27 protein-coding genes are annotated in these 21,572 nt (G+C 67.7%); 8 read left to right on the top strand and 19 right to left on the bottom strand.

Features of this window, described 5'->3' with window-relative positions:
* Nucleotides 1–5: 5 nt before the first annotated feature.
* The 4 genes from DSM104440_RS13230 to maiA all read right to left on the bottom strand — a co-directional run bounded on the left by DSM104440_RS13230 (nt 6) and on the right by maiA (nt 3,068).
* Entirely contained in the window at nt 6–1,193 is a 1,188-nt protein-coding gene (locus DSM104440_RS13230) for a hypothetical protein (protein WP_171163387.1), read from the bottom strand.
* A 36-nt stretch (nt 1,194–1,229) separates the two neighbouring features.
* On the bottom strand, nt 1,230–1,724 hold the full coding sequence (locus DSM104440_RS13225; RefSeq protein ID WP_171163385.1) for a hypothetical protein: 495 nt from the start codon (nt 1,722–1,724) through the stop codon (nt 1,230–1,232).
* Nucleotides 1,721–2,314: an RNA polymerase sigma factor gene (locus tag DSM104440_RS13220; RefSeq protein ID WP_171163384.1), complete on the bottom strand. Its 594-nt coding sequence runs from the start codon at nt 2,312–2,314 to the stop codon at nt 1,721–1,723. The genes DSM104440_RS13225 and DSM104440_RS13220 overlap by 4 nt, the downstream gene beginning before the upstream one ends.
* A 115-nt stretch (nt 2,315–2,429) precedes the next feature.
* Complete coding sequence (gene maiA, locus DSM104440_RS13215) at nt 2,430–3,068, bottom strand: maleylacetoacetate isomerase (protein ID WP_171163382.1); 639 nt, start codon at nt 3,066–3,068, stop codon at nt 2,430–2,432.
* 25 nt (nt 3,069–3,093) lie between these two features.
* On the opposite strand from maiA, the gene DSM104440_RS13210 reads away from it, so the two are divergent.
* The 4 genes from DSM104440_RS13210 (at nt 3,094) to DSM104440_RS13195 (ending at nt 5,857) form a co-directional block, all read left to right on the top strand.
* Nucleotides 3,094–3,696: a CoA pyrophosphatase gene (locus DSM104440_RS13210; RefSeq protein WP_212758070.1), complete on the top strand. Its 603-nt coding sequence runs from the start codon at nt 3,094–3,096 to the stop codon at nt 3,694–3,696.
* A gap of 33 nt (nt 3,697–3,729) precedes the next feature.
* On the top strand, nt 3,730–4,380 hold the full coding sequence (locus DSM104440_RS13205) for a TetR/AcrR family transcriptional regulator (protein ID WP_171163380.1): 651 nt from the start codon (nt 3,730–3,732) through the stop codon (nt 4,378–4,380).
* Between the two features lie 65 nt (nt 4,381–4,445).
* On the top strand, nt 4,446–5,354 hold the full coding sequence (locus DSM104440_RS13200; protein WP_171163378.1) for an alpha/beta hydrolase: 909 nt from the start codon (nt 4,446–4,448) through the stop codon (nt 5,352–5,354).
* A gap of 23 nt (nt 5,355–5,377) precedes the next feature.
* Nucleotides 5,378–5,857 carry a hypothetical protein gene (locus DSM104440_RS13195; protein WP_171163376.1) on the top strand — a complete coding sequence of 160 codons (480 nt, stop codon included), beginning with the start codon at nt 5,378–5,380 and terminating at the stop codon, nt 5,855–5,857.
* Here DSM104440_RS13195 and DSM104440_RS13190 read toward each other — a convergent pair.
* From DSM104440_RS13190 to DSM104440_RS13180, 3 genes are read right to left on the bottom strand one after another with little or no spacing between them, the layout of a single operon-like run.
* Nucleotides 5,797–6,414, bottom strand: a complete 618-nt coding sequence (locus DSM104440_RS13190) for a glutathione S-transferase family protein (protein ID WP_171163373.1) — start codon at nt 6,412–6,414, stop codon at nt 5,797–5,799. The two genes, DSM104440_RS13195 and DSM104440_RS13190, sit on opposite strands and share 61 nt — an antisense overlap.
* A 4-nt stretch (nt 6,415–6,418) precedes the next feature.
* The gene (locus DSM104440_RS13185; RefSeq protein ID WP_171163371.1) at nt 6,419–6,670 is read right to left on the bottom strand and encodes a hypothetical protein; all 252 of its coding nucleotides are present in this window, start codon (nt 6,668–6,670) and stop codon (nt 6,419–6,421) included.
* 10 nt (nt 6,671–6,680) lie between these two features.
* Nucleotides 6,681–7,148 (bottom strand): DUF6505 family protein, encoded by a 468-nt coding sequence (locus DSM104440_RS13180; protein ID WP_171163369.1) that lies wholly within the window; start codon nt 7,146–7,148, stop codon nt 6,681–6,683.
* Between the two features lie 58 nt (nt 7,149–7,206).
* Between DSM104440_RS13180 and DSM104440_RS13175 the strand changes: the two genes are divergently transcribed.
* Both DSM104440_RS13175 and DSM104440_RS13170 read left to right on the top strand, forming a co-directional pair.
* The gene (locus tag DSM104440_RS13175) at nt 7,207–7,917 is read left to right on the top strand and encodes an SDR family oxidoreductase (RefSeq protein WP_171163367.1); all 711 of its coding nucleotides are present in this window, start codon (nt 7,207–7,209) and stop codon (nt 7,915–7,917) included.
* A 74-nt stretch (nt 7,918–7,991) separates the two neighbouring features.
* On the top strand, nt 7,992–8,840 hold the full coding sequence (locus tag DSM104440_RS13170) for a DUF6279 family lipoprotein (RefSeq protein ID WP_246212161.1): 849 nt from the start codon (nt 7,992–7,994) through the stop codon (nt 8,838–8,840).
* On the opposite strand, the gene DSM104440_RS13165 is transcribed toward DSM104440_RS13170, so the two are convergent.
* The 5 genes from DSM104440_RS13165 to pip are packed head-to-tail and all read right to left on the bottom strand — an operon-like array spanning nt 8,841 to nt 12,119.
* Nucleotides 8,841–9,275 (bottom strand): VOC family protein, encoded by a 435-nt coding sequence (locus tag DSM104440_RS13165; RefSeq protein ID WP_171163363.1) that lies wholly within the window; start codon nt 9,273–9,275, stop codon nt 8,841–8,843.
* 32 nt (nt 9,276–9,307) lie between these two features.
* Entirely contained in the window at nt 9,308–10,150 is an 843-nt protein-coding gene (locus tag DSM104440_RS13160; RefSeq protein WP_171163361.1) for an AraC family transcriptional regulator, read from the bottom strand.
* Nucleotides 10,151–10,158: 8 nt separating this feature from the next.
* The gene (locus DSM104440_RS13155; protein WP_171163359.1) at nt 10,159–10,701 is read right to left on the bottom strand and encodes a hypothetical protein; all 543 of its coding nucleotides are present in this window, start codon (nt 10,699–10,701) and stop codon (nt 10,159–10,161) included.
* Between the two features lie 8 nt (nt 10,702–10,709).
* A complete protein-coding gene (locus DSM104440_RS13150; RefSeq protein WP_171163358.1) occupies nt 10,710–11,138 on the bottom strand; it encodes a hypothetical protein in 429 nt (142 codons plus the stop codon).
* Nucleotides 11,139–12,119, bottom strand: a complete 981-nt coding sequence (gene pip / locus DSM104440_RS13145; RefSeq protein WP_171163356.1) for a prolyl aminopeptidase — start codon at nt 12,117–12,119, stop codon at nt 11,139–11,141.
* A gap of 45 nt (nt 12,120–12,164) precedes the next feature.
* Here pip and DSM104440_RS13140 point away from each other — a divergent pair, with 45 nt between their 5' ends.
* Nucleotides 12,165–13,370 (top strand): polyhydroxyalkanoate depolymerase, encoded by a 1,206-nt coding sequence (locus tag DSM104440_RS13140; protein ID WP_171163354.1) that lies wholly within the window; start codon nt 12,165–12,167, stop codon nt 13,368–13,370.
* Complete coding sequence (locus DSM104440_RS13135) at nt 13,363–13,734, top strand: PhaM family polyhydroxyalkanoate granule multifunctional regulatory protein (protein ID WP_171163353.1); 372 nt, start codon at nt 13,363–13,365, stop codon at nt 13,732–13,734. Before DSM104440_RS13140 ends, DSM104440_RS13135 begins: the two co-directional genes overlap by 8 nt.
* Nucleotides 13,735–14,314: 580 nt before the next feature.
* Here DSM104440_RS13135 and DSM104440_RS13130 read toward each other — a convergent pair.
* The 7 genes from DSM104440_RS13130 to gspL form a co-directional block, all read right to left on the bottom strand.
* Nucleotides 14,315–16,294: an adenylate/guanylate cyclase domain-containing protein gene (locus DSM104440_RS13130; RefSeq protein ID WP_171163351.1), complete on the bottom strand. Its 1,980-nt coding sequence runs from the start codon at nt 16,292–16,294 to the stop codon at nt 14,315–14,317.
* Nucleotides 16,246–16,863, bottom strand: a complete 618-nt coding sequence (locus tag DSM104440_RS13125; RefSeq protein ID WP_212758069.1) for a methylamine utilization protein — start codon at nt 16,861–16,863, stop codon at nt 16,246–16,248. Before DSM104440_RS13125 ends, DSM104440_RS13130 begins: the two co-directional genes overlap by 49 nt.
* Nucleotides 16,864–16,945: 82 nt before the next feature.
* Nucleotides 16,946–18,325 (bottom strand): phosphomannomutase/phosphoglucomutase, encoded by a 1,380-nt coding sequence (locus tag DSM104440_RS13120; RefSeq protein ID WP_171163349.1) that lies wholly within the window; start codon nt 18,323–18,325, stop codon nt 16,946–16,948.
* A complete protein-coding gene (locus DSM104440_RS13115; protein WP_212758068.1) occupies nt 18,322–19,281 on the bottom strand; it encodes a hydrolase in 960 nt (319 codons plus the stop codon). The genes DSM104440_RS13120 and DSM104440_RS13115 overlap by 4 nt, the downstream gene beginning before the upstream one ends.
* Nucleotides 19,281–20,027: a type II secretion system protein N gene (gspN, locus tag DSM104440_RS19315; RefSeq protein WP_212758067.1), complete on the bottom strand. Its 747-nt coding sequence runs from the start codon at nt 20,025–20,027 to the stop codon at nt 19,281–19,283. The genes DSM104440_RS13115 and gspN overlap by 1 nt, the downstream gene beginning before the upstream one ends.
* 1 nt (nt 20,028) lies before the next feature.
* Nucleotides 20,029–20,484 carry a type II secretion system protein GspM gene (gspM, locus tag DSM104440_RS13110; RefSeq protein ID WP_171163345.1) on the bottom strand — a complete coding sequence of 152 codons (456 nt, stop codon included), beginning with the start codon at nt 20,482–20,484 and terminating at the stop codon, nt 20,029–20,031.
* Nucleotides 20,481–21,569 (bottom strand): type II secretion system protein GspL, encoded by a 1,089-nt coding sequence (gene gspL / locus DSM104440_RS13105; protein WP_171163343.1) that lies wholly within the window; start codon nt 21,567–21,569, stop codon nt 20,481–20,483. Before gspL ends, gspM begins: the two co-directional genes overlap by 4 nt.
* Between the last annotated feature and the right edge of the window lie 3 nt (nt 21,570–21,572).

Here is a 21,572-nt window from a genome sequence, read left to right as displayed (position 1 = left end):
CGGTGCTAGCTCTGGGGCGGGCGATCCCTGCCTTTGCCGCGGATCTCGTAGCCTTCCGGCGGCTTGAAGAGGGTCGCCGCGGGCTCGGCGCGCTTCAGGTTCACGAGCCGGTAGATGCTCTCGCCCTGGCGCGGATCGCTGTAGCGCGAGTACACCGTGACCTTGAGATCGGGCGAATACCACGTCTCCGAGACGACGCTGATCGGGTTGCGGTTGCCGATCTCGCCGGCGGGGATGGTCCACAGCGTGCTCTTGCCCTCGGCCTTCACGCCCTCGAAGTCCTTGGCGCCGAGCGAGGTCGTCACGCCCTTGCCGAGACGTGCGGTGTCCCAGCCCATCCCGGGCAGCGGGGGAATGGGCGGCACGGGAGGCACGGGCGGCGCGACGCCAGCCATCGGCGAAACGGGGGGCACCGGCGCGATCGGTGCCACGGGCGCGATCATCTCCCGGCCGTCGCTGCTGCGCACCACTTGCACACGCACTTCCTCTCGGCGCGTGCCGTCGGCACCCACGACGGACTCGACGTTGCGGATGTAGACCTTGCCGTCGGCCACGAGCTCCTTGCCGTCGACCCAGATCTTGCCGTTCTCGATCTTCACGTTCTTGCCGGACTTGCTCTTCAGCTCGATCTTGCCGCCGGGCACTTCGTTGCCGTCGAGGAAGACCTTGCCGTTTTCGATCTTCACGTCGGTGGTGCCGACGCGCACCCGCTGCACCTGCTTGTCGGAGACGAACTGGTAGGTGCGCGGAGAAACGGTCGCGCGCTTCTTGTCGGGCGAAAGGATGATCGAGGAGCCGGCGACCGGGTCGGTGATGTACACCGTGCTTTCCTTCCCGGCGCGCACCGCTTCCTGGCGCGTGCGGCCTTCGCCGTCGCGATAGACGAGGCTCGTGGACTTCTTGGTGATCACGTTGCCGTCGGCGAGATGCTGGTTCGTTTCCGTGACGACCTCGGCGCTGTAGGGCGCGCCCTTCACCGCCTTCGAGGAGCCCACGCGGTGCGCGAACATCGAGCCCATCGCCGAATCCATCTGCGCGGAGAAGTCCTCGGCCCAGCGGCCCCAGGCTTCGGCGTGCGCGCTCGCGTCGGCGAGCTTCAGGGTCAGGTCCTTCAGCACGATGACCGGTTCGTCGTCGGCGAAGGCGGGGGTGATGGCGCCGGCGGCCATCAGGGCCACGATGATCTTTTTCATGGGCATTCCTTTCGATTCACGTCGATGCAATTCAGGTCAATGGATCAGGCGCACGGCGAGTGGCTCGCCCTGCGCGGAATACAGCATTTCCGCGCGCACCGGTTCGCCAGCCCGCTCGGGGGAGACGGGCAGACCCCAGTCGGCCAACAGCGCGCGCGGAAATTCGGTGGTGACGACCGTCGCACCCGGTTCAAGCGCGATGCGCTCGAGCGGCCGCAGTGCGAGGAAAGGTTCGGGATCGCCATCGATGGCAAGCAGCGCCGGCGTGGGATCGTTCACGGCCACGGGCGCGACCACGGCGATCGGCACCATCACCATCCAGCTCACGAGGGCCACGGTGGCGGCCAGCGCCAGCGGCGGCATCCACCACAGGCGCGGGCGCGCGGCCTTGGCGCGCTGCGAACGGAACGCGGCGACGAGCTTCGCCTCGATCGCATCGGGCGCATGCATCGCCAGCAGCTCGCCCTTCAGCGTATCCAGGCGCGAGGTGACGAAAACTTCCTGCAGCGGGTTCGGGACGGACGTATTCATTGCACTGCCTCCTTCGCGGGCGCCGAAGTCGTGAGGACTCCGAGGCGCCCCAGGCGATCGGCGAGTTGCGCGCGCGCCCGCGAAAGCCGCGAGCGCACGGTGCCGATGTCGATGCCACAGACTTGCGCGGCTTCCGCGTAGCTGAGCTCGGAGAGCTCGCACAGGATCAGCACGTCGCGGTAGTGCGGCGCGATGGCGGCGACGGCGCGCCGCACGAGCTCCGCGGTTTCATCCTTGAGGATGCGATCGAGCGGCGTCACGTTGTCGGCGAGCAGGTGCGCCGCGTAGCCTTCGCCCTCGAGCTCTTCGGGATCGGTCGCATCCTCGCGGCTGCGCGCGTCCTTGCGCGCCATGTTGCGCGCCACGCCGCACAGCCACGCGGCGATGGTCCCGCGCCCCGGATCGTACTGGCCCGGACGCGAGAGGAAATGCATGAAGGTTTCCTGCGTCACGTCGGACGCGAGGTGATGCGAGCCCGTGAGCAGCAGGGCGAACCGGTAGACCGCGTCCTTGTGCTGGCGGTAGAGGGCCACGAAGGCTTCTTCGTCGCCCTGCTTCATCTTCGCCAGCAGGGTCAGTTCGGGTTGCATGTTCCTGGGGGGCATTGTCGACGCATCCTGTTTCCCCTATTGCCCCCAGGCCTCCGGAAAGTTCCAGGAAAAAGGGGACAGTCCCCTTTTCCATAAAGGGGACTGTCCCCTTTTTCTAGGGTTCGGCGTCGGGCTGGCGGGTCGGATGGGCGGCGGCGAAGGCGGGCAGGGCGGTGCAGTGGTCGTTGATCGCGCGGATGCGCGGCCAGGGGTCCAGCGTCATGTCCATGCGGGCGGCATTGGCCACCTGCGGGATGAGGAAGACGTCAGCGAGCGTGGGCGTGGCGCCGAAGCAGCAGGGGCCGGTGGCGCGCGCCACGAGCTGGCGCTCGATCGCGTTGAATCCCTCGCGGATCCAGTGGCGATACCACTCGTCGCGTGCGGCCTGGTCGGCGCCGAACGCGTCCTTCAAGTGAATGAGCACGCGCAGGTTGTCGATCGGATGGATGTCGCAGGCGATGGCTTGCGCCACCGAGCGCACCCATGCGCGATCGCCCGGGCTCGCGGGGAGAAGCGGTGGCTGCGGGTGCGTCTCGTCGAGGTATTCGATGATCGCGAGCGATTGCGTGAAGACCTGCGATCCGTCGACCAGCGCGGGCACCAGCCCCTGGGGATTCACGTCGAGGAACTGCGCGGCGCGCTGCTCGCCCTTGCGCAAGTGGACGAAGCGCCTCTCGGGGGCGAGGCCCTTCAGGCTCAGCGCGATGCGCACGCGATACGCGGCGGAAGAGCGGAAGTAGTCGTAGAGGATCATCGCCGGGGCATCTTATACTCGGCCCGTGACCCGCGACGAGATTCGCAGCCGCCTTGCTTCGCATCCGCCGCTCGCGGAGTTGCTCACCGCCGACGACCTCGAGAAGCAGAAGCTCGATGGCCCCGGGGCCCTGGTCCCGGCGGCCGTCCTTCTATTAGTAGTGGCGCACGAGAAGGGCCAATCCGTCCTCTTTACCCAGCGCACGGCCCACCTCAATGCTCATGCCGGCCAGATCAGCTTCCCGGGCGGGCGCTACCAGGATGGCGACGACAGCCCCGAGGCCACCGCCCTGCGGGAAGCCGAGGAGGAGGTGGGCCTGCCCCCCGACCGGGTCGAGATCCTGGGCCGGCTCCCCGACTACCACACCGCCACCGGGTTCAAGGTGACCCCCATCGTAGGCTGGGTTGAGCCGCCGCTCACTTACCGCCCGGATCCCGAGGAAGTCGCGGAAGTCTTTGAAGTTCCACTGGAATTTCTCCTGGACGCCCGCAACCACCAGTACGAAAGCGCCTTTTACAAGGGCCGTACCCGCCATTACTGGGCCATGCCGTATGGGCCGCGGTACATCTGGGGGGCAACCGCCGGGATGCTCGTGACGTTTCAACGGATCGTGCATTTCGGGGCTTGACAGGATAAGAACGATCGTACTATTCTGCGGCCCATGACACCGAGCGCCTACAAGCAAACCAAGGGGGAAGAGACCCGCGCCCTGATTCTCGATGCCGCCGTGCACATGGCGAGCGAGAGCGGGTTCGAGTCGCTCACCATTGGTTCGCTCGCCGAGCGCACGGGCCTGTCGAAGAGCGGCCTGTTCGCGCACTTCGGCTCCAAGCATGACCTGCAGATCGCCGCACTCGACGAAGCCGCGCGCCGTTTCACGGAAGAAGTCTTCCTGCCGGCGCTGAAGGCCCCGCGGGGGATCAAGCGCCTGCGTGCGCTCTTCGAAGGCTGGGTCGAATGGACCAAGCGCGCGAGCCTCCCGGGCGGCTGCCCGATCGACTCGGCCACCCAGGAATACGACCACCGGCCCGGCCCGATGCGCGATGCGGTCATCGATCGCCAGAAGCTGCTCGAGCGCGAGCTCTCCAAGACCGTGCAGCTCGCCATCGACACGGGCGAGCTGGCACCGGGAACCGACCCGCACCTGGTCGCCTTCGAGCTGATGGGCACCATCCTCGCCTTCTTCCGTTGCACCACGGTCATGGGCCACGACGTGGCCCACACGCGCGCCGTTGCGGCCTTCGACCGCATCATCGATTCGGCGCGCGCGGCCGATCCGAAATCCCCCGTCCCCGCGGCCGCAAGCCGCTGAGTCCCAGGAGTACCGCCATGCACGCTCGCCTCACGCTGCCAAATAGCACGAACGTTCGTAACGCAATGTCACTGGCCTTCACGCGCCTGCAAGTTTCGGTGGCCTCGGCGCTCGCGCCGAGCCGCGCGGTGGTCAAGGCGCAGCGCCTGTTCCTCACGCCACCGCGCCACGAGCACACGGCTCGCGAACGCGAGGTGCTGGCCACGGGGCAGGGCTTCACGGTGACCTCGACCTTCGCCCGGCTCGCGGCCTGGCGCTTCGGCGCGGCCGATCGACCGGCGGTCGTGGTCTCGCACGGCTGGGGAGGACGCGGCGCCCAGTTCCGCCAGTTCGTCCCGAAGCTCGTCGAGGCGGGCTACCAGGTGATCGCGTTCGACCACGCCGCGCACGGCTACAGCGAAGGCGATGAAGCCTCGCTGGTGCACTTCATTCGCGACCTCGAGGCCGTGGTGGCCGACCTGGATGCGAAGGGCGTCGCGGTGGCCGGGATCGTCGGTCACTCCCTCGGCGCCGCCGCCATCGGTGCGTGGCTCAAGCGTTCGGGCCGCGCGAACCTGCGCGTGGTGCTGATCGCGCCGCCGAGCTCGGTGGAGCGCTATTCCGGTTACTTCGCGCGCTTCGTCGGATTGCCCGAGCGCCTGCGACGCGAGATGCAGCAGCGCGTGGAAGGTCGCTTTGGCATGGCGTGGCGTGATTTCGAACTGCCCGGTTCCGTTGAAGGGATTGCTGCGCCGGCACTCGTGATCCATGACGGTGGCGATCGCGAAGTGGCGTTCTCGAGCGGCCTTGCGATCGCGCGGGCCTGGAAGGACGCGCGGCTCGTTCGCACCGAAGGCCTGGGCCATCGCGCGATCCTTCGCGATCCCGATGTCGTGCGCGACACGATCGATTTCCTGCGCGATGAAGTGCGCTTCGCCACGCCGCCCGGATCCGGAGAGAAGTCCGAGTTCTCCGTTCCCGCCCCTTTGATCTGATTCACGCTGCCAGGGAGACGCTCATGCCCCGCACCCGCACGCCCGAAAACACACCCCGCACGCTGGGCCTCGCTCTGTCGCTCTGGGGGCTCGGCATCGCCGCCGCCGGCCTCTCCGGCGCCTTCTCGCGCTTCTCGCCTGAAGAACTCGGCGGCATCGCGCTGTTCGCATTCGTCTTTGCCACGGCGACCGCGTGGCTCGACCGCGGCGTGCGTGCCTGGCTCGAGGCCGTTTCGCCGCGCGCGCTCTTCTCGTTCGTGATCGAAGCCGACGTGCTCATCGCGCTGAGCGCGATGCTTTCGGCCGGGCTGGTCGAGGGCTCGTTCCTGCCCGCGCTCGCTCGCTTCCCGCTCGTGCTGGTGGGGCTTTTCGTCGTCCCGGTGGCGGCGACCGCGCACCTCGTCGCGCTCGCGCGGTTGCTGCGCGTGCGGAAAGTCCCGGTTCAGTTGACCGGCAGGGAGACGACGCCTTTCGCAGCCGGGCGCGCGCAAAGCGCACGGTAGTAGCGCTCGAGGTTCGGGCGCACCGTGCGCTCGAGGGGCAGGCCCAGCCAGCGATGCACCGCGCAGCCGATGACGATGTCGGCCGTGGTGAACGTGTCGCCTGTCACGAACGTGCGGTTGGCGAGATGCGCATCGAGCACCGCCGAAAACGTTTCTGATTTCGCGCGCGACGATTCAATGGCCGCGGCGTCGCGCTTTTCCGGCGGCGTGCGCACCAGGCCGAGGAAGGCCGGGCCCATCGCGGGCGTGAAGCCGGTCGACTGCCACTCCATCCAGCGGTCCACGTCGGCGCGGGCCTTCGCTTCGCGCGGCCACAGCGGCGTGTCCTGCTTCGCGGCGAGGTAGCGAACGATCGCGTTCGATTCGTAGAGCACGAAGCCATCGTCCTCGATCACCGGAACGAGGCCGTTGGGATTGAGCGCGCGGTACTCGGGCGTGTTGACGATGCCGAACGTTCCGCCGGCATCCGTGCGCGCGTAGGCAATGCCCAGCTCATCGCAGCACCACACGACCTTCTGCACATTGACCGAGGACGTCCGGCCCCAGATCTTCAGCATCGGTTCATTTCCCCTGCGGCTTGGGGGCGATCACGATCTCGACCGTTTCGCCCGACTTCTTCGACGGAAAGATTCCCGCGGCCCAGAGGCTCGCGAACACCGCGAGCAGCACCGCGAAAACCACGAGGATCTGCTTCTGCAGCTTGCGTTCGGCGCGGTCGGAGGCTTCGAGCTTGTCGACGAGGCCGCGCACGTTGTGCAGGGCCTTCTGCTCGAGCGTGCGTTGCGCGTCGTTGTCGCGATTGAGGTCGTCCACGTCGTTCTCCCTAGAGCTTGTGCGCGCCGACCATGAGCCGGTCGTACACGGCGTACTGCTCGTCCACGGCTTCGCCATCGTCGCCGGGCGTGCGTTTCACGGTGATCCACACCTCCGGCGACAGCGTCGAGCACACATCGGCGGTGTGAAGCACCTCTTCCTCCGCGACACTGCGTGCGATTTCGTACGAGGGCGCCTTCCAGTCCTTCACGAGATGCCAGGCGAGCGCTTCGATCTGCTCGTCGATCGCGGTGTCGGGAACATCGACCACTTCGGCGATGGAGCAACGCGCGCGCGAGGAGAGGGCGACGAACGACGCCTGGCAGTGGCAAACGGGATTGCAGCGCGGCGCGTTGGCGAAATCACAGACCGCGTAGCCGCCGGTGACGACCCACTCGCCATCCTTGGCGGCCCCGCATCCGGCGAAGATGTGCTCGTCGGAATCGTCGAGGCGCACGGCGCGAAGCAACTTGGGCATGGGGTTCGGTAGGGGGACAGGCCTTCTGCGGCTATGATAGCGCCGAAAAGGAGGCTCAATGGCAGCCAAGAAGATCGCAATCGTCACGGGGGGCAACCGGGGTCTGGGACGCGAAATCGCACGCCAGCTGATGAAGGAAGATGTCTTCGTCGTCATCGGTGCACGCGACCAGGCCAAGGGCAACGAGGCGATCGAGGAGATCCGCGGCCGGCGTTCGAACGCCGCCGTGTGCTATCCGCTGGATGTCAACGACACCAAAAGCGTTCGCCGCTTCGTCGAGGCCGTGGACAAGAACCACGGCGCGCCCCGGATCCTGGTGAACAACGCCGGGGTGTACCCCGAAGCGACCGACGCCAAGATCGTCGATACGCCGACCTCCATGTGGCGCGAGACCTTCGAGACCAACCTCTTCGGCGCCGTGCGCATGTGCCGCGAAGTCGTGCCGCTGATGAAAAGCGTGCGTACGGGGCGGATCGTGAACATCTCGAGCGGCCTGGGCCAGATGCATCGCATGGGCGAGGGCAGCGCCGCCTATCGCGTCTCGAAGGCCGCGCTCAACGCGCTTACCTGCACCCTGGCCGCCGAGGTCGCGGGCACCGGGATCCTCGTGAATTCGATGAGCCCGGGTTGGGTGAAGACCGACATGGGCGGCGAGGACGCGCCCCGTTCGGTGGAGGAAGGCGCGGAAACGGCCGTTTGGCTGTGCATGCTGCCTTCCAATGGTCCTACAGGCCAGTTCTTCCGGGACCGCAAACAAATACCGTGGTAACGCGGCTGCGGGAACCTCCCCGTGTCGGTGCTCTCCTATTGGCGACCCCGACAACCGGCCCCACACTCTTGCAGATGAGACCCCTCAAGTACCTCGCCCTCGCCGCCCTCGTCCTGGCGCTCGCTGCGTGCAGCCTCACGAAGGTCGCGTACAACAACGCGGGCTTCATGGTGACGTACCTGGTCGACGACTACCTCGACCTCAACTCGCCCCAGGAAGATTGGGTCCGCGAGCGGCTGGGCAAGGCGATCGCGTGGCACCGCCAGCAGGAGCTGCCCGAGTACGAGCGTTTCCTGCGCGACACGCTTGCGCGCACCGAACGGACCTTCACGGCGACCGACGCGCGTTTCGTCTCCGATGGCCTGCGCAAGTACTTCAAGCGGACGATGGAGAAGATCCTTCCCGACATCGCCGATCTGCTGGCGCAGCTCGATGCCGAGCAGGTCGCCCACTTCGAGAAGCGCTACACCGACGAGAGCGTGAAGATCGCGCGCGAGACGGTGAAGCCCGCGCCCCCCGAGCGCACCGAAAAGCGCGCGAAGAAGATGATCGAGCAGATCGAGACCTACACGGGCCGCCTTTCCAGCGATCAACGCGACCTCGTCACCGGCCGCGTGCACTTCATCCCGGATGTCGCGGAGATGCGGCTGGCCGACCGACGCACGCGCCAGGAGTTGCTGGTGAAGCTCGTGCGCGCCAGGCCCGCCAAGCCGGAGATGGTCGCGAGCCTCGACCGCCTGCTGGTCGAGCCGGACTCGTGGCGCGATCCGCAATACACCGTGAAGATGAAGGAGCGCGAGGACCAGATCATCGAGATGGTGGTGGTGCTTGCCGCGACCCTCACGCCCGAGCAGCGCGGCAACGTGCAGAAGAAACTCCGCTCCTACCTGAACGACGTCACGTCGCTGATGGCGCTGCGCTAGTCAGGCCTTCATCATTTCGTCGTAGCGCCGCTGCATTTCCTCCGGCGTCACTTCCTCGATGCTGTGGCCGATGAGCCAGCGATGGCCGAACGGGTCGTGGATGCTGCCTCCGCGTTCGCCGTAGAACGCATCCGACACCGGCCGCTCGAGCTTCGCGCCTGCTGCCACCGCGCGAGCCACCGCCGCATCGGCGTCATCCACGTGCAAGTGAATCGTCACCGGCACCGGCCCCTGCGGCCCGAGGATGCCGTACTCCGGATATTCGTCCGAGAGCATGATCGTGGCGCTGCCGAAATCGAGCTCCGCGTGGCCGATGCGGCCGCTGGGCTCCGTGAGCCGGAACTTCTCCTTCACGCCGAACGCCTTCTCGTAGAACTCGATCGCGCGCGCGGCATCCTTCACGCACAGGTAGGCGAACACTTCGTGGATCTTCATGGTCTTCTCCGCGTTGGGGGAACGCCGCCAATCTAGCGGGCGCGCCGCGGTGCGTCTTGAAGGGAATTGACCGGCACGTGGTGAGGGTGTTCCGGGCGGGCGGCGCGCCAGCCTTCGGGCGTGATGCCCGCGAACTCGCGGAACTCGCGATTGAAATGCGGCTGGTCGCTGTAGCCCGCGGCCTGCGCGAGGTCCGCCCAGGCGATGCCCGGATCATTCTTGAGTTGCTCGAGCACGCGCTGGAAACGCTGCAGCCGCAGATGATCCTTCGGCGCGACGCCCACGGTGCGACGAAACAATGCGATGAAGCGCCGGTGGCTGTAGCCCGTCTCCTTGACGACCTCCGTCACGCGCGGCGCGAACGCGAAGCGCTCCAGCGCGTGGGCCACCGCCGGATGCAAGCCGCGAATGCGTGGGAGCCGCTGCGCGAGCAGGCGTTCGAAGACATCAAGCCGCTCCGCGAGCCCTTGCGCATCCTGGAGCTGCGCGCGAAACGGCGCGAATGCGCTACCCCACAGCGCATCGAGCGGCGTGTGACGGCCCGTGAGTTCGTCGGCGGGCACGGCGAACAGCGCTTCGCACGCGCCGGGCCGAAGCATCGCGCCCACGGCGCTCACCGGCTGCGAGACGTCGCGCAGATGCGCTTGCGCGCGGATGCCACCGAGCACACCCGCGCTGGTCGAGTGGCCGACCTCGTCGTCGATACCGTCGAAGATGCGCAGCGGTGTATCCGAAACGCGAATGACGAGATGCATTTCCGCGGTGGGCAGCACGCGCTCGCGCGTGGCCGCTCCGGGAATCGAATCCGCAGCCTCCGTCGCCCACAGCGTGCGCACCCAGGGACGCAGCCTTGCCCCGGGTTCGCGCGTGAGCATCGCGTGGATTACTGCACGCGCCGTACGCGCGTCATGCCGTTGCGGCCCTCGATCTCGAGGTAGAACGCGCCCATGGCGCCGCGGCTGATCGTGACCTTGGGATCGACCTTGTCCATCAAGACGCGTGAGTCGTCGGCCACCTGCCACACCTGGCCGTTGGCCAGCGTGAGCGCGCGATTGCCCTTCCAGCCTTCGAAGCGGCCGGGGATGTAGCTGGTGATCGAGGTCGTCTCTTCCGGCGCGGGCTTGGGCTGCAGTCCGAACGTTTCGGGCGTGGTGGCCGGCAACGTCGGTGCGGCCTTGGCTTGCGGCGGCACGGGCGCCGGCGGCGGAGGCGGAGCCGGCTTGGGCGCGGGCTTGGGCTGCAACCCGAAGTTCTCGGGGGTGACGGCCGCCTTGGGCGGCGTCACGCCGGCGGCGAGCGCGTCGTAGCAGGCGAGGCGCGAGGCCGATTCGGTGATGGCGCGGCAACGAAGCAGGCCCGCGTCGTCGGCGAACGCGGCGGGCGTGAATGCGGCGAGGAACGGCAGGAGGAGGGCGGTCTTTTTCATGGTGGTTCTCATCGGCCCCAATGCAGCACGGCCTGGGTGAAGGGAATCGGCAGGGACTTGAACGGGTTCATCTCGGTCACGATGCGGGTGAGGCGATTGCGCTCATCGTAGTGCAACTGGACGCGAATCTCCTCATCGCGATAAAGCCGGCACACGAGATTCTCCACCGGCACCTTCGCGATCAGCAGCGGTCCCGGAGGGCAGGACGCCAGGTTGCGCGGCTTCGCGCGCCGGCATTGATCCTCTGACAGCGTGGCGTTGGGGATCTTGCGCTCGCGCAGGTGGAGTGCGGCCAATTCCGGCGAGGCCAGGAGCTTGCGGTCGGACTCGAGCCGGGCACTTTCGCGATCGAACTGCGCAGTGCACGCACCACCGGTGAAGAAGGGCGGCGCGAATGCGAGCAACACAACCCCGGCCAGCACCAGCAGGCGAAGCATTTACGCGAGACGTGCCTTGAACGCTTCAGTGGCGGCGACCAGGCGCGAGCGGATGCCCGGCTCGAAAGCCGAGTGGCCCGCATCCGCGACGATCTCGTAGCCTGCTTCCGGCCAGGCGCGATGCAGGTCGTCGGCCGAGACCAGCGGGCACACGATGTCGTAGCGTCCCTGCACGATCACCGCGGGAATCTTGCGGATGCGGTCGATGTTGTCGAGCAGGAAATTCTCGGGCAGGAAGATCTCGTGCTTGAAGTAGTGCGCTTCGATGCGCGAGAGCCCGTAGGCCACGCGATCGGCGCCGAAGTCCGCGACCAGCGACGGATTCGGGAGCAGCGTGGAGCACGACGCTTCGTAAACGCTCCAAGCGCGCGCGGCCGGCAGGCTTACCGCGGGGTCCGGATCGGTCAAGCGCGAGTAGTACGCCTTGAGAAGGTCGCCGCGCTCGGCCTCGGGAATGCGCTCGGCGAAGGTGTGCCAGACCTCGGGGAAGAAATTCTTGATCCCGTACAGGAAGAACTCGATCTCGCTCTTGCGGCATAGGAAGATGCCGCGAAGGATCAGCCCCGTGCAGCGGTCGGCATGGTGTTCGGCGTAAGCCAGGGCGAGCGTGGAGCCCCACGAACCGCCGAAAACCAGCCAGCGCTCGATGCCCAGGTGCTTGCGGAGCTTCTCCATGTCCGCGACCAGGTGCGGCGTGGTGTTGTTCTCGAGGCAGCCGTGCGGGGTCGAGCGGCCGGCGCCGCGCTGGTCGAAGACCACGATGCGGTACGCCGCGGGGTCGAAGAACTGGCGATGGACGGGGCTTGCCCCGGCGCCTGGACCGCCATGCAGAAATACGACCGGAATGCCCTTCGGATTGCCCGATTGCTCGTAGTACATGCGGTGCGGCGCGTCGAGTTCGAGGACGCCGGTCGCATAGGGTTCGATGGCCGGAAAAAGGGGCCGCAAAGGCGCGGTGTTCGCGCGTTGGTCCTGGGGCATGGCGGATACATTACACTATGCTGCATTGCGGCATCGAGGCGGAAAATGCTCTATCAACTGTATGACTGGCAGCGCGCGGCTCTCGAGCCGTGGCGGGCCTTCGCGGAAATGGGCAACCAGCTCTACGACGGCCCCCTGGCCGTGGTTCCGGGTAGCCGCAACGTCGCCGCCGCCTTCGACCTGATGACCCGCATTACCCAGCGCTACGAGCGCCCCGACTTCGGGATCGACTCCGTGGTGGTGGGCAGGAAGACCCTCGCCGTCACCGAGGAGTTCGTCCTCGACAAGCCTTTCTGCCGCCTCCTGCACTTCCGCAAGGATGGCGCACCGCAACAACCGGCCGTGCTGGTGTTCGCGCCGCTTTCGGGCCACTTCGCCACGCTGCTTCGCGATACCGTCCGCGCGCTCCTTTCCGATCACGACGTGTTCATCACCGACTGGGTCGATGCGCGCGAGATCCCGGTGACTGTCGGCCCCTTCCATTTCGACGACTACGTGGCGTATGTGCGCGATTTCATCCGCTTCCTCGGCGCGGACGTGCACGCGATCTCCGTGTGCCAGCCGACCGTGCCCGTGCTCGCCGGCGTTTCGCTCATGGCCGCGGCAGGTGAAGCGACGCCGAAGACACTCACGATGATGGGCGGGCCGATCGACACGCGCCGCAGCCCGACGTCGGTCAACAACTTCGCCACGCGCCGTCCGATCTCCTGGTTCGAGTCGAAGGTGATCCAGCGCGTGCCGATGCGCTATCCGGGCTTCATGCGCCGCGTCTATCCGGGCTTCCTGCAGTTCGCGGGCTTCGTCGCGATGAATCCCGACCGGCACATGGATTCGCACGTGCAGTACTACCACCACCTGGTCGAGGGCGACGGCGACAGCGCCGCCGCGCACCGGCGCTTCTACGACGAATACAACGCGGTGATGGATCTTCCGGCGGAGTACTACCTGGAAACGGTCGAGCGCGTGTTCCAGAAGCACCTGCTGCCTCAGGGCAAGCTCGTGGTCGCCGGCGAGCGCGTGCGGCCCGAGCTCATCAAGACGAGCGCGCTGCTCACGATCGAGGGCGAGCACGACGACATCTCCGGCAACGGCCAGACCAAGGCCGCGCAGGAGCTGTGCCGCGGAATTCCGGAACGCGACCGCATGCACTATCTCGCGCCCGACGTCGGCCACTACGGCATCTTCAGCGGCCGCAAGTACCGCGAGATCATCTACCCGAAGATTCGCGACTTCATCGCCAAGCATGACTAAGCCCGTCACCCCGCAGGAGATGTTCGACCTCTGGCAGAAGATGGTGAACCCGGGCGCCTTCCCGCTGCAGTCCCTCATGTTCCCGGTGGTGGACGTCAAGGAAGTCGAGAAGAAGATCTCCGAGCTCGAAACCGTCGAGCACTGGCTCAAGGCCAACCTCGGCATGGTGCAGCTGTCGATCAAGTCGCTCGACTACCAGCGCTCGATGCTCAAGGGCGGCGAGAAGGTGCGCTCCGCCATGGGCGACGTCGATGGCACGGAGGACGTCCCGAATCCCGCGATGTGGGCGTGGAACATGATGACCGAGGCCGGCAAGTCCGCGACCACGCCGCGCCCGCGCAAGGCAAAGAAGAAGTCTCGCTAGCGCTGGTTCGCGGCGAGGAAGGCCGTCTCTGCCCGGCCGCCCGTGCAAGCTGCGCCGCATCACGGCCGTGATGCGTTGCCCTCCAAATTCGAAAAAGTCCCGGCGGCTGCGGAAGGTCTACGTCTTTACCGTCATCGGACGCTTCGGTCCGTGACTTTGCTCCTCCTCGCCGAAACCCCGGGACTTTTTCGAATTTGTCGGCTCGCTTGATGGCGTCCGGGCAGAGACGGCCTTCCTCGCCGCGGGACCGTGCCCCTTTTAGCGCCGACGGTTCGCACCCACCGTGCCCTCGCCGAGATGAAAGCGCCACAACGTTTGGCGTAGCGTGATCGGCTGCACGTCGCTGCTGCGTGCCGGGCAAGGGCGTCGAGGGAGTGACGATTTCGAGCGCACCGAGGCCTTCGAAAACAGGCGGGGTTTCGGCACGGTCGAGTTGAGTTGGGGCGCCGCAGTGCCCCCAACAATAGGGAGGTTGACGATCAGACCGTGACGCCGCCTGTTTTCGAAGGCCGAGGGCACCGTGAGCGCGAGCGAAACGGTGCAGCTCGCATGAGTCACTCCCTCGACGCCCTTGCCGGCACTATTTTTCGTAGAGTGTGAACGCGCCGTCCCAGTCCGGGCCGGGCGTACGGGACTCCAGGTCCGCGAGATAACCGAGGTAGAGCTGCGCGAGGCGCACGTAGCCGCGCTCTTCGGAGAGCGACTCGAAGGCGACGCGCGCGCGGCTCCAGCGCCGCTCGCGGAAGTCCGTGATCGCCGCGTGCCAGATCCCCAGCAGGTCGACTTCCATCGGTGTGAGCGTGCCCTCGCGCGCGATCGGCTCGAAAATGCGCACCGGAACGGTCTTGCCGCGCACCCGCACCTTGTCGAGCTCGCGGAAGACCACACCCGAGGAGACGGCCTTCGTCCGCTCGCCGCAAACGATCGGCACCTGGTAGCGCTTGGTGAGGCCCTCGAAGCGCGCCGCGAGGTTCACGCCGTCGCCGAGCACCGTGTAGTTGAGGCGCGTGGGCGAGCCGATGTTGCCGGCGATCACGCGCGAGGTGTTGAGTCCGACGCCGACCTCGGGATCGGGCTGGCCGCGCGCGGCCAGGCGCCGGCCCAGCGCCCGCACGCCGTCGCGGATGGCGAGCGCGGCCTCGAGCGCGCGCTGGCCGTCGTCGGGGCGAGCGACCGGGGCGCCGAACACCGCCATCACGCCGTCGCCCATGTACTTGTCGACCACGCCGCCGTGGTCCTCGACAATCGCGCTGATCTCCGTGAGGAATTCGTTGAGGAGTGCCAGGCTCTGCGTTGGCGAGAGCTTTTCGGCGAGCGCGGTGAAGTTGCGGACATCGGTGAAGATGACGGAGGCATCGCGCTCCTCGCCGCCGAGCTCGATCTGCCCGGTGAGCAGCTGCGCCGCCACCGCGGCCGAGGAGACCTTGCCGAGCACGTCGCGCATGTTGTCGCGCTCGGCCAGGCCGCGGGTCATGCCGCCGAACGCCTGGGCGAGCTCGCTGATCTCGAAGCTGCCGGTCGCATCGACGCGAACGTCGTAGTTACCTTTTTCGATCTCGCGCGCGGCCGAGGCGAGGTGGGCGATGGGACGCGTGATCCGGCGGGCGATGCGGATGGCGCCGTAGAGCGTGACCGCCATCGAGAAGCTCGCGAGGAAATACAGCAGCACCTCGAGCCAGTCGAACGGCTCGGTGCCTTCCTTCACGGAGCGCTGGATGAGCGCGTAGATCGGCAGCTTGCCCGAGTCGAGGCGCATGGCGAGCACCTCGTATTCCTCGTCGCCCAGGCGCTCCTTCACGCCGTTCGCGCCGTTGGCGACCATCGACGGCGCCTTCTCGAGGAGGCCGCCGCGGCGCGCGGGCGGCACCGTGCTCGCGAGCAGGCCCGGCGTCGCGCCCGACATCTCGAGGAAGGTGACGTCGGACGACGTGATCCGCTGCAGCTCGCGCGCCGCGGTGTCGTCGATCACGAAGCTCATCGCGACCCACGCGATCGGCAGGGGGGCCAGCACCGGCACGACGATGATCTGGTAGGCCTTCCCGTCGACCAGGCGGATCGACGAAGTGCGTCCGCGCTCTGCGGCCTCGTTGATGAGGTCCGGAAAGGCGTAGGGAACGCCGGAAGCCTTCGGCTTCAGCGTGTCGCTCACGATGATGCCGTCGAGCCCGATGACCGCCATGGCGCTCGCGCGGATGCGCGCGGCGTGGTTGGTGAGGGCGGAGTAGATGGTTTCGCGCTCGCGCGTGGCGATGGCTTCGCGGAAGCCGAAGTCGTACGTGAGCACGCTCGTGGCTTCGACCAGTTTCTCGCTGTTGGTCTCGAGGATGCGCTTGAAGACGCGCGCGCCCACGCGCAGCTCCTCGCGCAGCGTGTTCTGCGCGGTCTGCTGGGTCGTGTAGCGGATCAGCGCGAAGTTCACGATCAGCACGGACGCGAGCAGCGCCACGAAGAAGACGACGATGCGGTCCTGCAGCTTCGCGATGCGCTTGTCCGGGGCCGGCCCGGCGCGGCCTAGCGCGGCGCGGGTCTTGGCGGGGTCGGGCGGACGGTGACTTTCCATTCGGTGGTGGCGCTTTCGTCGGCGCGCAGCCTGATGTCCTTGGGAGCGGGGGGCGGAAGCGCCTGCGCGTAATGCCAGAGCTTCGCTTCGAAATCGCCGGCGGGAAGTCCCTCGACCTTCGCGCGCCCATCGGGGCCGGACTTCGCGAACCAGGGCGTCTCGACGACGAACACGTAGGCGATCATGTGATCGTGGATGTTGCAGCCCAGCACCACTTCGCCGGGCTTGTCGAAGACCACCGGCGCCGTCGGCGTGCCCACGTAGAGCTTCAGCTCGAACGGTTTCGGCGGAGAAAACGAATAGACGTGGTGGCGCGTTGTGTCGCGGTTCGGAAACTGGACGGGCGTGCCGGTCTGCACGACGGTCACCAGCGGCACGAAGGTCTTGTCGATCTGGGCGATTTCGCCTTCACGCTTCCTGGCGGGTGCGGTGCCCGACTTCGGATAGACGTGCACGACCGCGTCGGCGACCGGCGCGCCGGAGGCGTTGGTGACCAGGACGTCGAGCGTGGCGGCCTGCAGTCCACCGCAGGCGCACAGGAGCGGGATGACGCGGAGGATCGACGGCAATTTCAATGGCTGTGGTCTTGGCCCGGAAGACGCAAGTGTACGGGGATTCCCCTCGGGCACCTGTGAACGGCGGCACAGGCCTTTACCAGGGAAGTTTCGCGCCCGGCATCGCTGTACGCAGCGCGCGCGCGAAGTCTGCCTGGATGCGCGCGAGTGCGGCCGGGTTGTCGGCCTCGAAGCGCAGCGTGAGGACGGGTGTCGTGTTGGACGCGCGCAGCAGGCCGAAGCCGTCGGGGTATTCGGTGCGCAGACCGTCGATCGTGTTCACCTCGGTCGCACCCTCGAAGCGCGCGTTCTTCTGCAGCAGGGCGACGATGCGATGGTTCTCGCCCTCCTTGACGCAATCGAGGTGCAGCTCGGGCGTCGAGAGGGAGTCGGGGAGGGCTTCGAGCACCGCGGAGGGATCGGCCGAGCGCGAGAGGAGCTCGAGCAGTCGCGCGCCCACGTAGAGGCCGTCGTCGAAGCCGTACCAGCGGTCCTTGAAGAAGACGTGGCCGCTCATCTCGCCACCCAGCGGTCCGCCCGTTTCCTTGAGCTTCGCCTTGATGAGCGAGTGGCCCGTCTTGTACAGCAGCGGCTTGCCGCCGTGCTTGCGGATCCACGCGAACAGGTTGCGCGTGCTCTTCACGTCGAAGATCACTTCCGCGCCCGGATGGCGCGTGAGCACGTCGGCCGCGAAGAGCATGAGCTGGCGGTCCGGATAGATGATCTTGCCGCTCTTCGTGACGACGCCGAGCCGATCGCCGTCGCCGTCGAACGCGAGTCCGATCTCGGCGGGGCCTTTCGCGAGCGCGGCGATCAGGTCCTCCAGGTTCTCGGGCTTCGCGGGATCCGGATGGTGGTTGGGGAAGTTGCCGTCAACCTCGCAGAAGAGCTCCTCGACTTCGCATCCCAGGCGGCGGAATAGCGTGGGCGCGTAGGCGCCGGGCGAGCCGTTGCCGCAATCGACGACGATCTTCATCGGCCTGGCAAGCTTCACGTCGCCCGTGATGCGCGCGAAGTATTCCTCGGCGATGTCGGCGGTTTCGACGCGGCCCGTGCCCGAGGCGAACTGCTTCTTCTCGATGGTTTCACGCAGCGCCTGGATCGCGTCGCCATAGAGCGTGTCGCCCGCGAGCATCATCTTCAGGCCGTTGTAGGCGGGCGGATTGTGGCTGCCGGTGACCATGACGCCGCTGCCGGTCGCGAAGTGATAGGTGGCGAAGTACACCATCGGCGTGGCGACGACTCCGATGTCGATCACATCCATGCCTGCCGCATTGAGGCCGCGCGAAAGGGCGGCGACGAGCCGCGGCCCCGAGAGCCGTCCGTCGCGGCCGACGACGAACTTCTTCACCCCACGCGCCACGCCCAGCGTGCCGAGCGCGCGGCCGACCGATTCCGCGGCGCCTTCGGTGAGGGCGGTGTCGACGACGCCGCGGATGTCGTAGGCCTTGAAGATGCTGGGGTCGATGGGGCTCATTCGTTCTCGATCAGGAAGTGGAGGATGCGGCGGGGAAGCCATTCGGAGCGGCCCGGGAAGCCGGAGACGAACCCGACATGACCGCCGCGCGCCGGGAATTCTAGCGTGACTTTGGGCGAGACTTCCGCCGGGGCCGGCAGGAAGCGCTCGGGCAGGAACGGATCGTCGCGCGCGTTGAGCACGAGCGTCGGCACGCGGATCGCTCGCAGCCACGGCTTGGAGCTGGAACGCGTGTAGTAGTCGTCCACGCCGGAGAAGCCGTGGACGGGAGCGGTCATCGCGTCGTCGAATTCGCGCAGCGTGCGCGCGCGCTTCACCCGCGCGGCGTCGAAGAGGTCCGGGAACTGCGCGAGCTTCGCGAGCGAGCGTTTCTTCAGCGTCGCGTTGAAGTGCTTGCCGTACAGGATCGCGATGCCCGCCTGCAGCGCCCAGCCCGCGGCCATGAGATCGACGGGCGCGGAAACCGCGACGGCGCGCTCGAGGATGCCTTCGGCATCACGGCCGCGTTCACCCAGCCACTTGAGCAGCACGTTGCCGCCGAGCGAGACCCCGGCCGCGTAGAACGGCGCGCTGCCCACGCGGGGCTTGAGCTTGCGCAGGACCCAATCGACCTCCTCGGAATCGCCCGAGTGATAGGCGCGTCCCAGGCGATTGGGTTCGCCGCTGCAACCACGGAAGTTGAGCACGCTGCCGCGCCACCCGAGGCGCTGCACGTTGTCCATGAGGTGTGTCGCGTACGGCGAGGACGAGGAGCCCTCGAGACCGTGGAAGAGATGTACCCACGGCGAGCCTTCGGGGCCGTCGACGAAATCCACGTCGACGAAATCGCCGTCGGGCGTGTCCCACCGCTCGCGGCGGTACTGGACGCGAGGACGCGGGGAGATGAGCGAGCCGTAAACGGTCTGGAGGTGGTTGTTCGCGAGCCAGCGCGGCGCGGCGAATTCGGGGGCCGCCATCAGCGCGCTTGCCAGTCGATCGCGTGCGCGCCATCCGCGCGCTTCGGACCCATGAGGTCCAGCAGGGGTGCGAGTGCGGCGGCTTCCGATTGCGCGCGCGCTTCGCCCGTGAAGGTCGCCTTCGAGGGAAGTGCCAGCGTTCCCTGGCCCGCGATGCGCAGCGGTCCCTCGAGCGTCGTCACCGAAAGCTTCGCGGGACCGCCTTCGGCGCGCGCTTCCGCCCGGTACGAACCGAGTGGCTTCACGGTGGAGAGCGCGGTCGTGGCGCCCCGCCATTCGAGCGAGAGGTTGCCGGCAAGCATCGATCCATCCCATGCGAGGCGCGGCGCCTCGAGCAGGAGCGACCCCGCGGGCTGCCATGTGCGCACGAAGGGGACCCACGCCGAGAGGCGCGCGACATCGCCGCGCGCGGCCACGTCGCGAAATTCCACGGTCGACACGCCGCGAGCCACGTCGAAAGTCGCGTCGACGCCGTTGGCCACGAGCTCGACGGCGAAAGCCATTTCACCGGCGATCAATCGCGCCGGACGCCAGTTCCATGCGACGCGGTCGAGCGTGATGGGAGCGGTCTGTCGCGGCGTGACCAGCGCGCGCGCACTGGCGCTCCAGATCGTGCCCTTCGTGTCGGTGAGCTCGACCGCACCGTTCGAGGCGGCGCGCACGCGCGGCACGAGCAGGGAGGCGGGCGCGCTGGCGACCAGGAAGGCGAAGTAGGCGAAGACGCCCAGGAGGACGGCGGCGCGCACGCTACGACCTCGCGAGCACGAGCTCGGCGCGGACGCGGCCCGCGGCGGGCAGCTTTTCGATGCGCGCGGATTCCACGCGCAATCCGTGCGCGGCCTGCGCCGACGCAATTGCCTCGAGCAGCGCGCCATACGCGAGGTCGCCGCCATTGACGCGCACGCGGCGCTCGTCGGCGAGGGAGACCTGGGCGCCGGGCAAATCGCGCGTGAGCACGCCCGAGGCGACGAGGCTCGCGAGCGGGGTCGCGACGGTCGGCCCCTTGGGCGCGGGCATCGCGCGCAGGCGCTGGACTTCGGCGGCGGCGCGCTCCATCGATTGCACGGAGGCTTCGAGGCGCGGCAGTTCCGCCGCGAGGCGCGCGCGCGCGCGTTCCATCGGAATCCAGGCGAACGCGATGAAAAGCAGGATCGCGGCGGCGATCGCGCCGATCTGCAGGACCTTGCGTTCGCGCAGGTTCATCGCTGCACCTCGACGCGTCCCTGCGCGTACGTGAGCGCCTTGGCGGTGCCCGCGGGGAACTCCCGCGCGGCGCGCGTGGCCTGCACGAGGAAATCGTCGTCGGAGGAAAGGCCGCGCGAGCGGCGCAGGTCGCCGAGGTTGCGCGCCATCTGCAGGTCGGGATCGACGATGGCTTTCGCTTCCGGGAACGCGGCGCGGAAAATCGTTTCGCGCTTCGCCTCGAGGCGCTCGCGCTCCGAGGAGAGCCGCCAGGTGTCCCAGGCCGTGAAGCCCAGGTGGATGACCGCGATGGCCGCCGCCAGGACGACCGCGGCGCGCGGAATGCCGGCGAACGACAGCGCGCGCCCGGCACGCGTGGCGAATCCGCCCTGCAACAGGTCGATCGCATCGCGCGGGAAGCCGATGGTCGCGAGCTTCTCCCACTGCGAGCCGGCGCCGAAGGGAAGGCCTGCCTGCTCGCTCCAGCGCGCGAGGTCGGGAAGCGGTGCGCCATCCTGCGTGTGCACGCGCACGAGCGCGGGACGGGCGTTGCGTGCGGAGGCTTCGTCGAGCGCGACACGAATCGCAAGCGGCAGGTCGGTACCGCGATCGAATGCGACGGCCACGCCGTCGTCATCGACGAGAAAGCCGTGATCGGGTCCGAGCACCACGTTCCAGTCGCCCGCACCGCCGGCGAGCAGCGCGCTTTCGCAGCTCGCGCGGCGCGGGGAGATGCCCGAACGGTCGAGCGCCTGCAGCAAGCCGGAGAGCCAGGCGCGATCGACGACGGCGACGATCGTCTCGCCCTGCGCGCTGCGGCCACCGGCCACGGCGTGGATGTTGTGGGGCTCGGCGAGCAGCCGGTCCTCGACCGCGTAGGGAAGCAGCTCGCGGATCGTGGCGGCGTTCACCTTGGGAAGCTTCAGGCGCGCGAACAGCACGCGCGAGGCCGGCAGGACGAGCTCCACGTCCTCGGCCTTGGGCATCTCGGCGGCGGGTGTGGCGCCCGCGCGCAGCACGCCGCCCTTGGCATCGAAGAGCAGCCAGGCGAGAGCCCGGTCGGGAGCCAGGTTGTCGCTCGCGGGAACGAAGATGCGCAGCTTCATGGG

The organism is Usitatibacter palustris (assembly GCF_013003985.1).
Classification (GTDB): domain Bacteria; phylum Pseudomonadota; class Gammaproteobacteria; order Burkholderiales; family Usitatibacteraceae; genus Usitatibacter; species Usitatibacter palustris.
The sequence above is the reverse complement of the archived record's forward strand: the minus strand, read 5'-3'. Positions and strand labels throughout refer to the sequence as shown.

What these genes read in the sequence shown, in the direction of transcription:
- DSM104440_RS13140 (WP_171163354.1), top strand. Translation starts at nt 12,165, where the DNA reads ATGCTCTATCAACTGTATGACTGGCAGCGCGCGGCTCTCGAGCCGTGG.
- DSM104440_RS13165 (WP_171163363.1), bottom strand. Translation starts at nt 9,275, where the DNA reads ATGAAGATCCACGAAGTGTTCGCCTACCTGTGCGTGAAGGATGCCGCG.
- DSM104440_RS13225 (WP_171163385.1), bottom strand. Translation starts at nt 1,724, where the DNA reads ATGAATACGTCCGTCCCGAACCCGCTGCAGGAAGTTTTCGTCACCTCG.
- gspL (WP_171163343.1), bottom strand. Translation starts at nt 21,569, where the DNA reads ATGAAGCTGCGCATCTTCGTTCCCGCGAGCGACAACCTGGCTCCCGAC.
- maiA (WP_171163382.1), bottom strand. Translation starts at nt 3,068, where the DNA reads ATGATCCTCTACGACTACTTCCGCTCTTCCGCCGCGTATCGCGTGCGC.
- DSM104440_RS13195 (WP_171163376.1), top strand. Translation starts at nt 5,378, where the DNA reads ATGCCCCGCACCCGCACGCCCGAAAACACACCCCGCACGCTGGGCCTC.
- gspM (WP_171163345.1), bottom strand. Translation starts at nt 20,484, where the DNA reads ATGAACCTGCGCGAACGCAAGGTCCTGCAGATCGGCGCGATCGCCGCC.
- DSM104440_RS13200 (WP_171163378.1), top strand. Translation starts at nt 4,446, where the DNA reads ATGTCACTGGCCTTCACGCGCCTGCAAGTTTCGGTGGCCTCGGCGCTC.
- DSM104440_RS13175 (WP_171163367.1), top strand. Translation starts at nt 7,207, where the DNA reads ATGGCAGCCAAGAAGATCGCAATCGTCACGGGGGGCAACCGGGGTCTG.
- DSM104440_RS13180 (WP_171163369.1), bottom strand. Translation starts at nt 7,148, where the DNA reads ATGCCCAAGTTGCTTCGCGCCGTGCGCCTCGACGATTCCGACGAGCAC.
- pip (WP_171163356.1), bottom strand. Translation starts at nt 12,119, where the DNA reads ATGCCCCAGGACCAACGCGCGAACACCGCGCCTTTGCGGCCCCTTTTT.
- DSM104440_RS13190 (WP_171163373.1), bottom strand. Translation starts at nt 6,414, where the DNA reads ATGCTGAAGATCTGGGGCCGGACGTCCTCGGTCAATGTGCAGAAGGTC.
- DSM104440_RS13160 (WP_171163361.1), bottom strand. Translation starts at nt 10,150, where the DNA reads ATGCTCACGCGCGAACCCGGGGCAAGGCTGCGTCCCTGGGTGCGCACG.
- DSM104440_RS13205 (WP_171163380.1), top strand. Translation starts at nt 3,730, where the DNA reads ATGACACCGAGCGCCTACAAGCAAACCAAGGGGGAAGAGACCCGCGCC.
- DSM104440_RS13135 (WP_171163353.1), top strand. Translation starts at nt 13,363, where the DNA reads ATGACTAAGCCCGTCACCCCGCAGGAGATGTTCGACCTCTGGCAGAAG.
- DSM104440_RS13170 (WP_246212161.1), top strand. Translation starts at nt 7,992, where the DNA reads ATGAGACCCCTCAAGTACCTCGCCCTCGCCGCCCTCGTCCTGGCGCTC.
- DSM104440_RS13150 (WP_171163358.1), bottom strand. Translation starts at nt 11,138, where the DNA reads ATGCTTCGCCTGCTGGTGCTGGCCGGGGTTGTGTTGCTCGCATTCGCG.
- DSM104440_RS13130 (WP_171163351.1), bottom strand. Translation starts at nt 16,294, where the DNA reads ATGGAAAGTCACCGTCCGCCCGACCCCGCCAAGACCCGCGCCGCGCTA.
- DSM104440_RS13115 (WP_212758068.1), bottom strand. Translation starts at nt 19,281, where the DNA reads ATGGCGGCCCCCGAATTCGCCGCGCCGCGCTGGCTCGCGAACAACCAC.
- DSM104440_RS13120 (WP_171163349.1), bottom strand. Translation starts at nt 18,325, where the DNA reads ATGAGCCCCATCGACCCCAGCATCTTCAAGGCCTACGACATCCGCGGC.
- DSM104440_RS13230 (WP_171163387.1), bottom strand. Translation starts at nt 1,193, where the DNA reads ATGAAAAAGATCATCGTGGCCCTGATGGCCGCCGGCGCCATCACCCCC.
- DSM104440_RS13220 (WP_171163384.1), bottom strand. Translation starts at nt 2,314, where the DNA reads ATGCAACCCGAACTGACCCTGCTGGCGAAGATGAAGCAGGGCGACGAA.
- DSM104440_RS13155 (WP_171163359.1), bottom strand. Translation starts at nt 10,701, where the DNA reads ATGAAAAAGACCGCCCTCCTCCTGCCGTTCCTCGCCGCATTCACGCCC.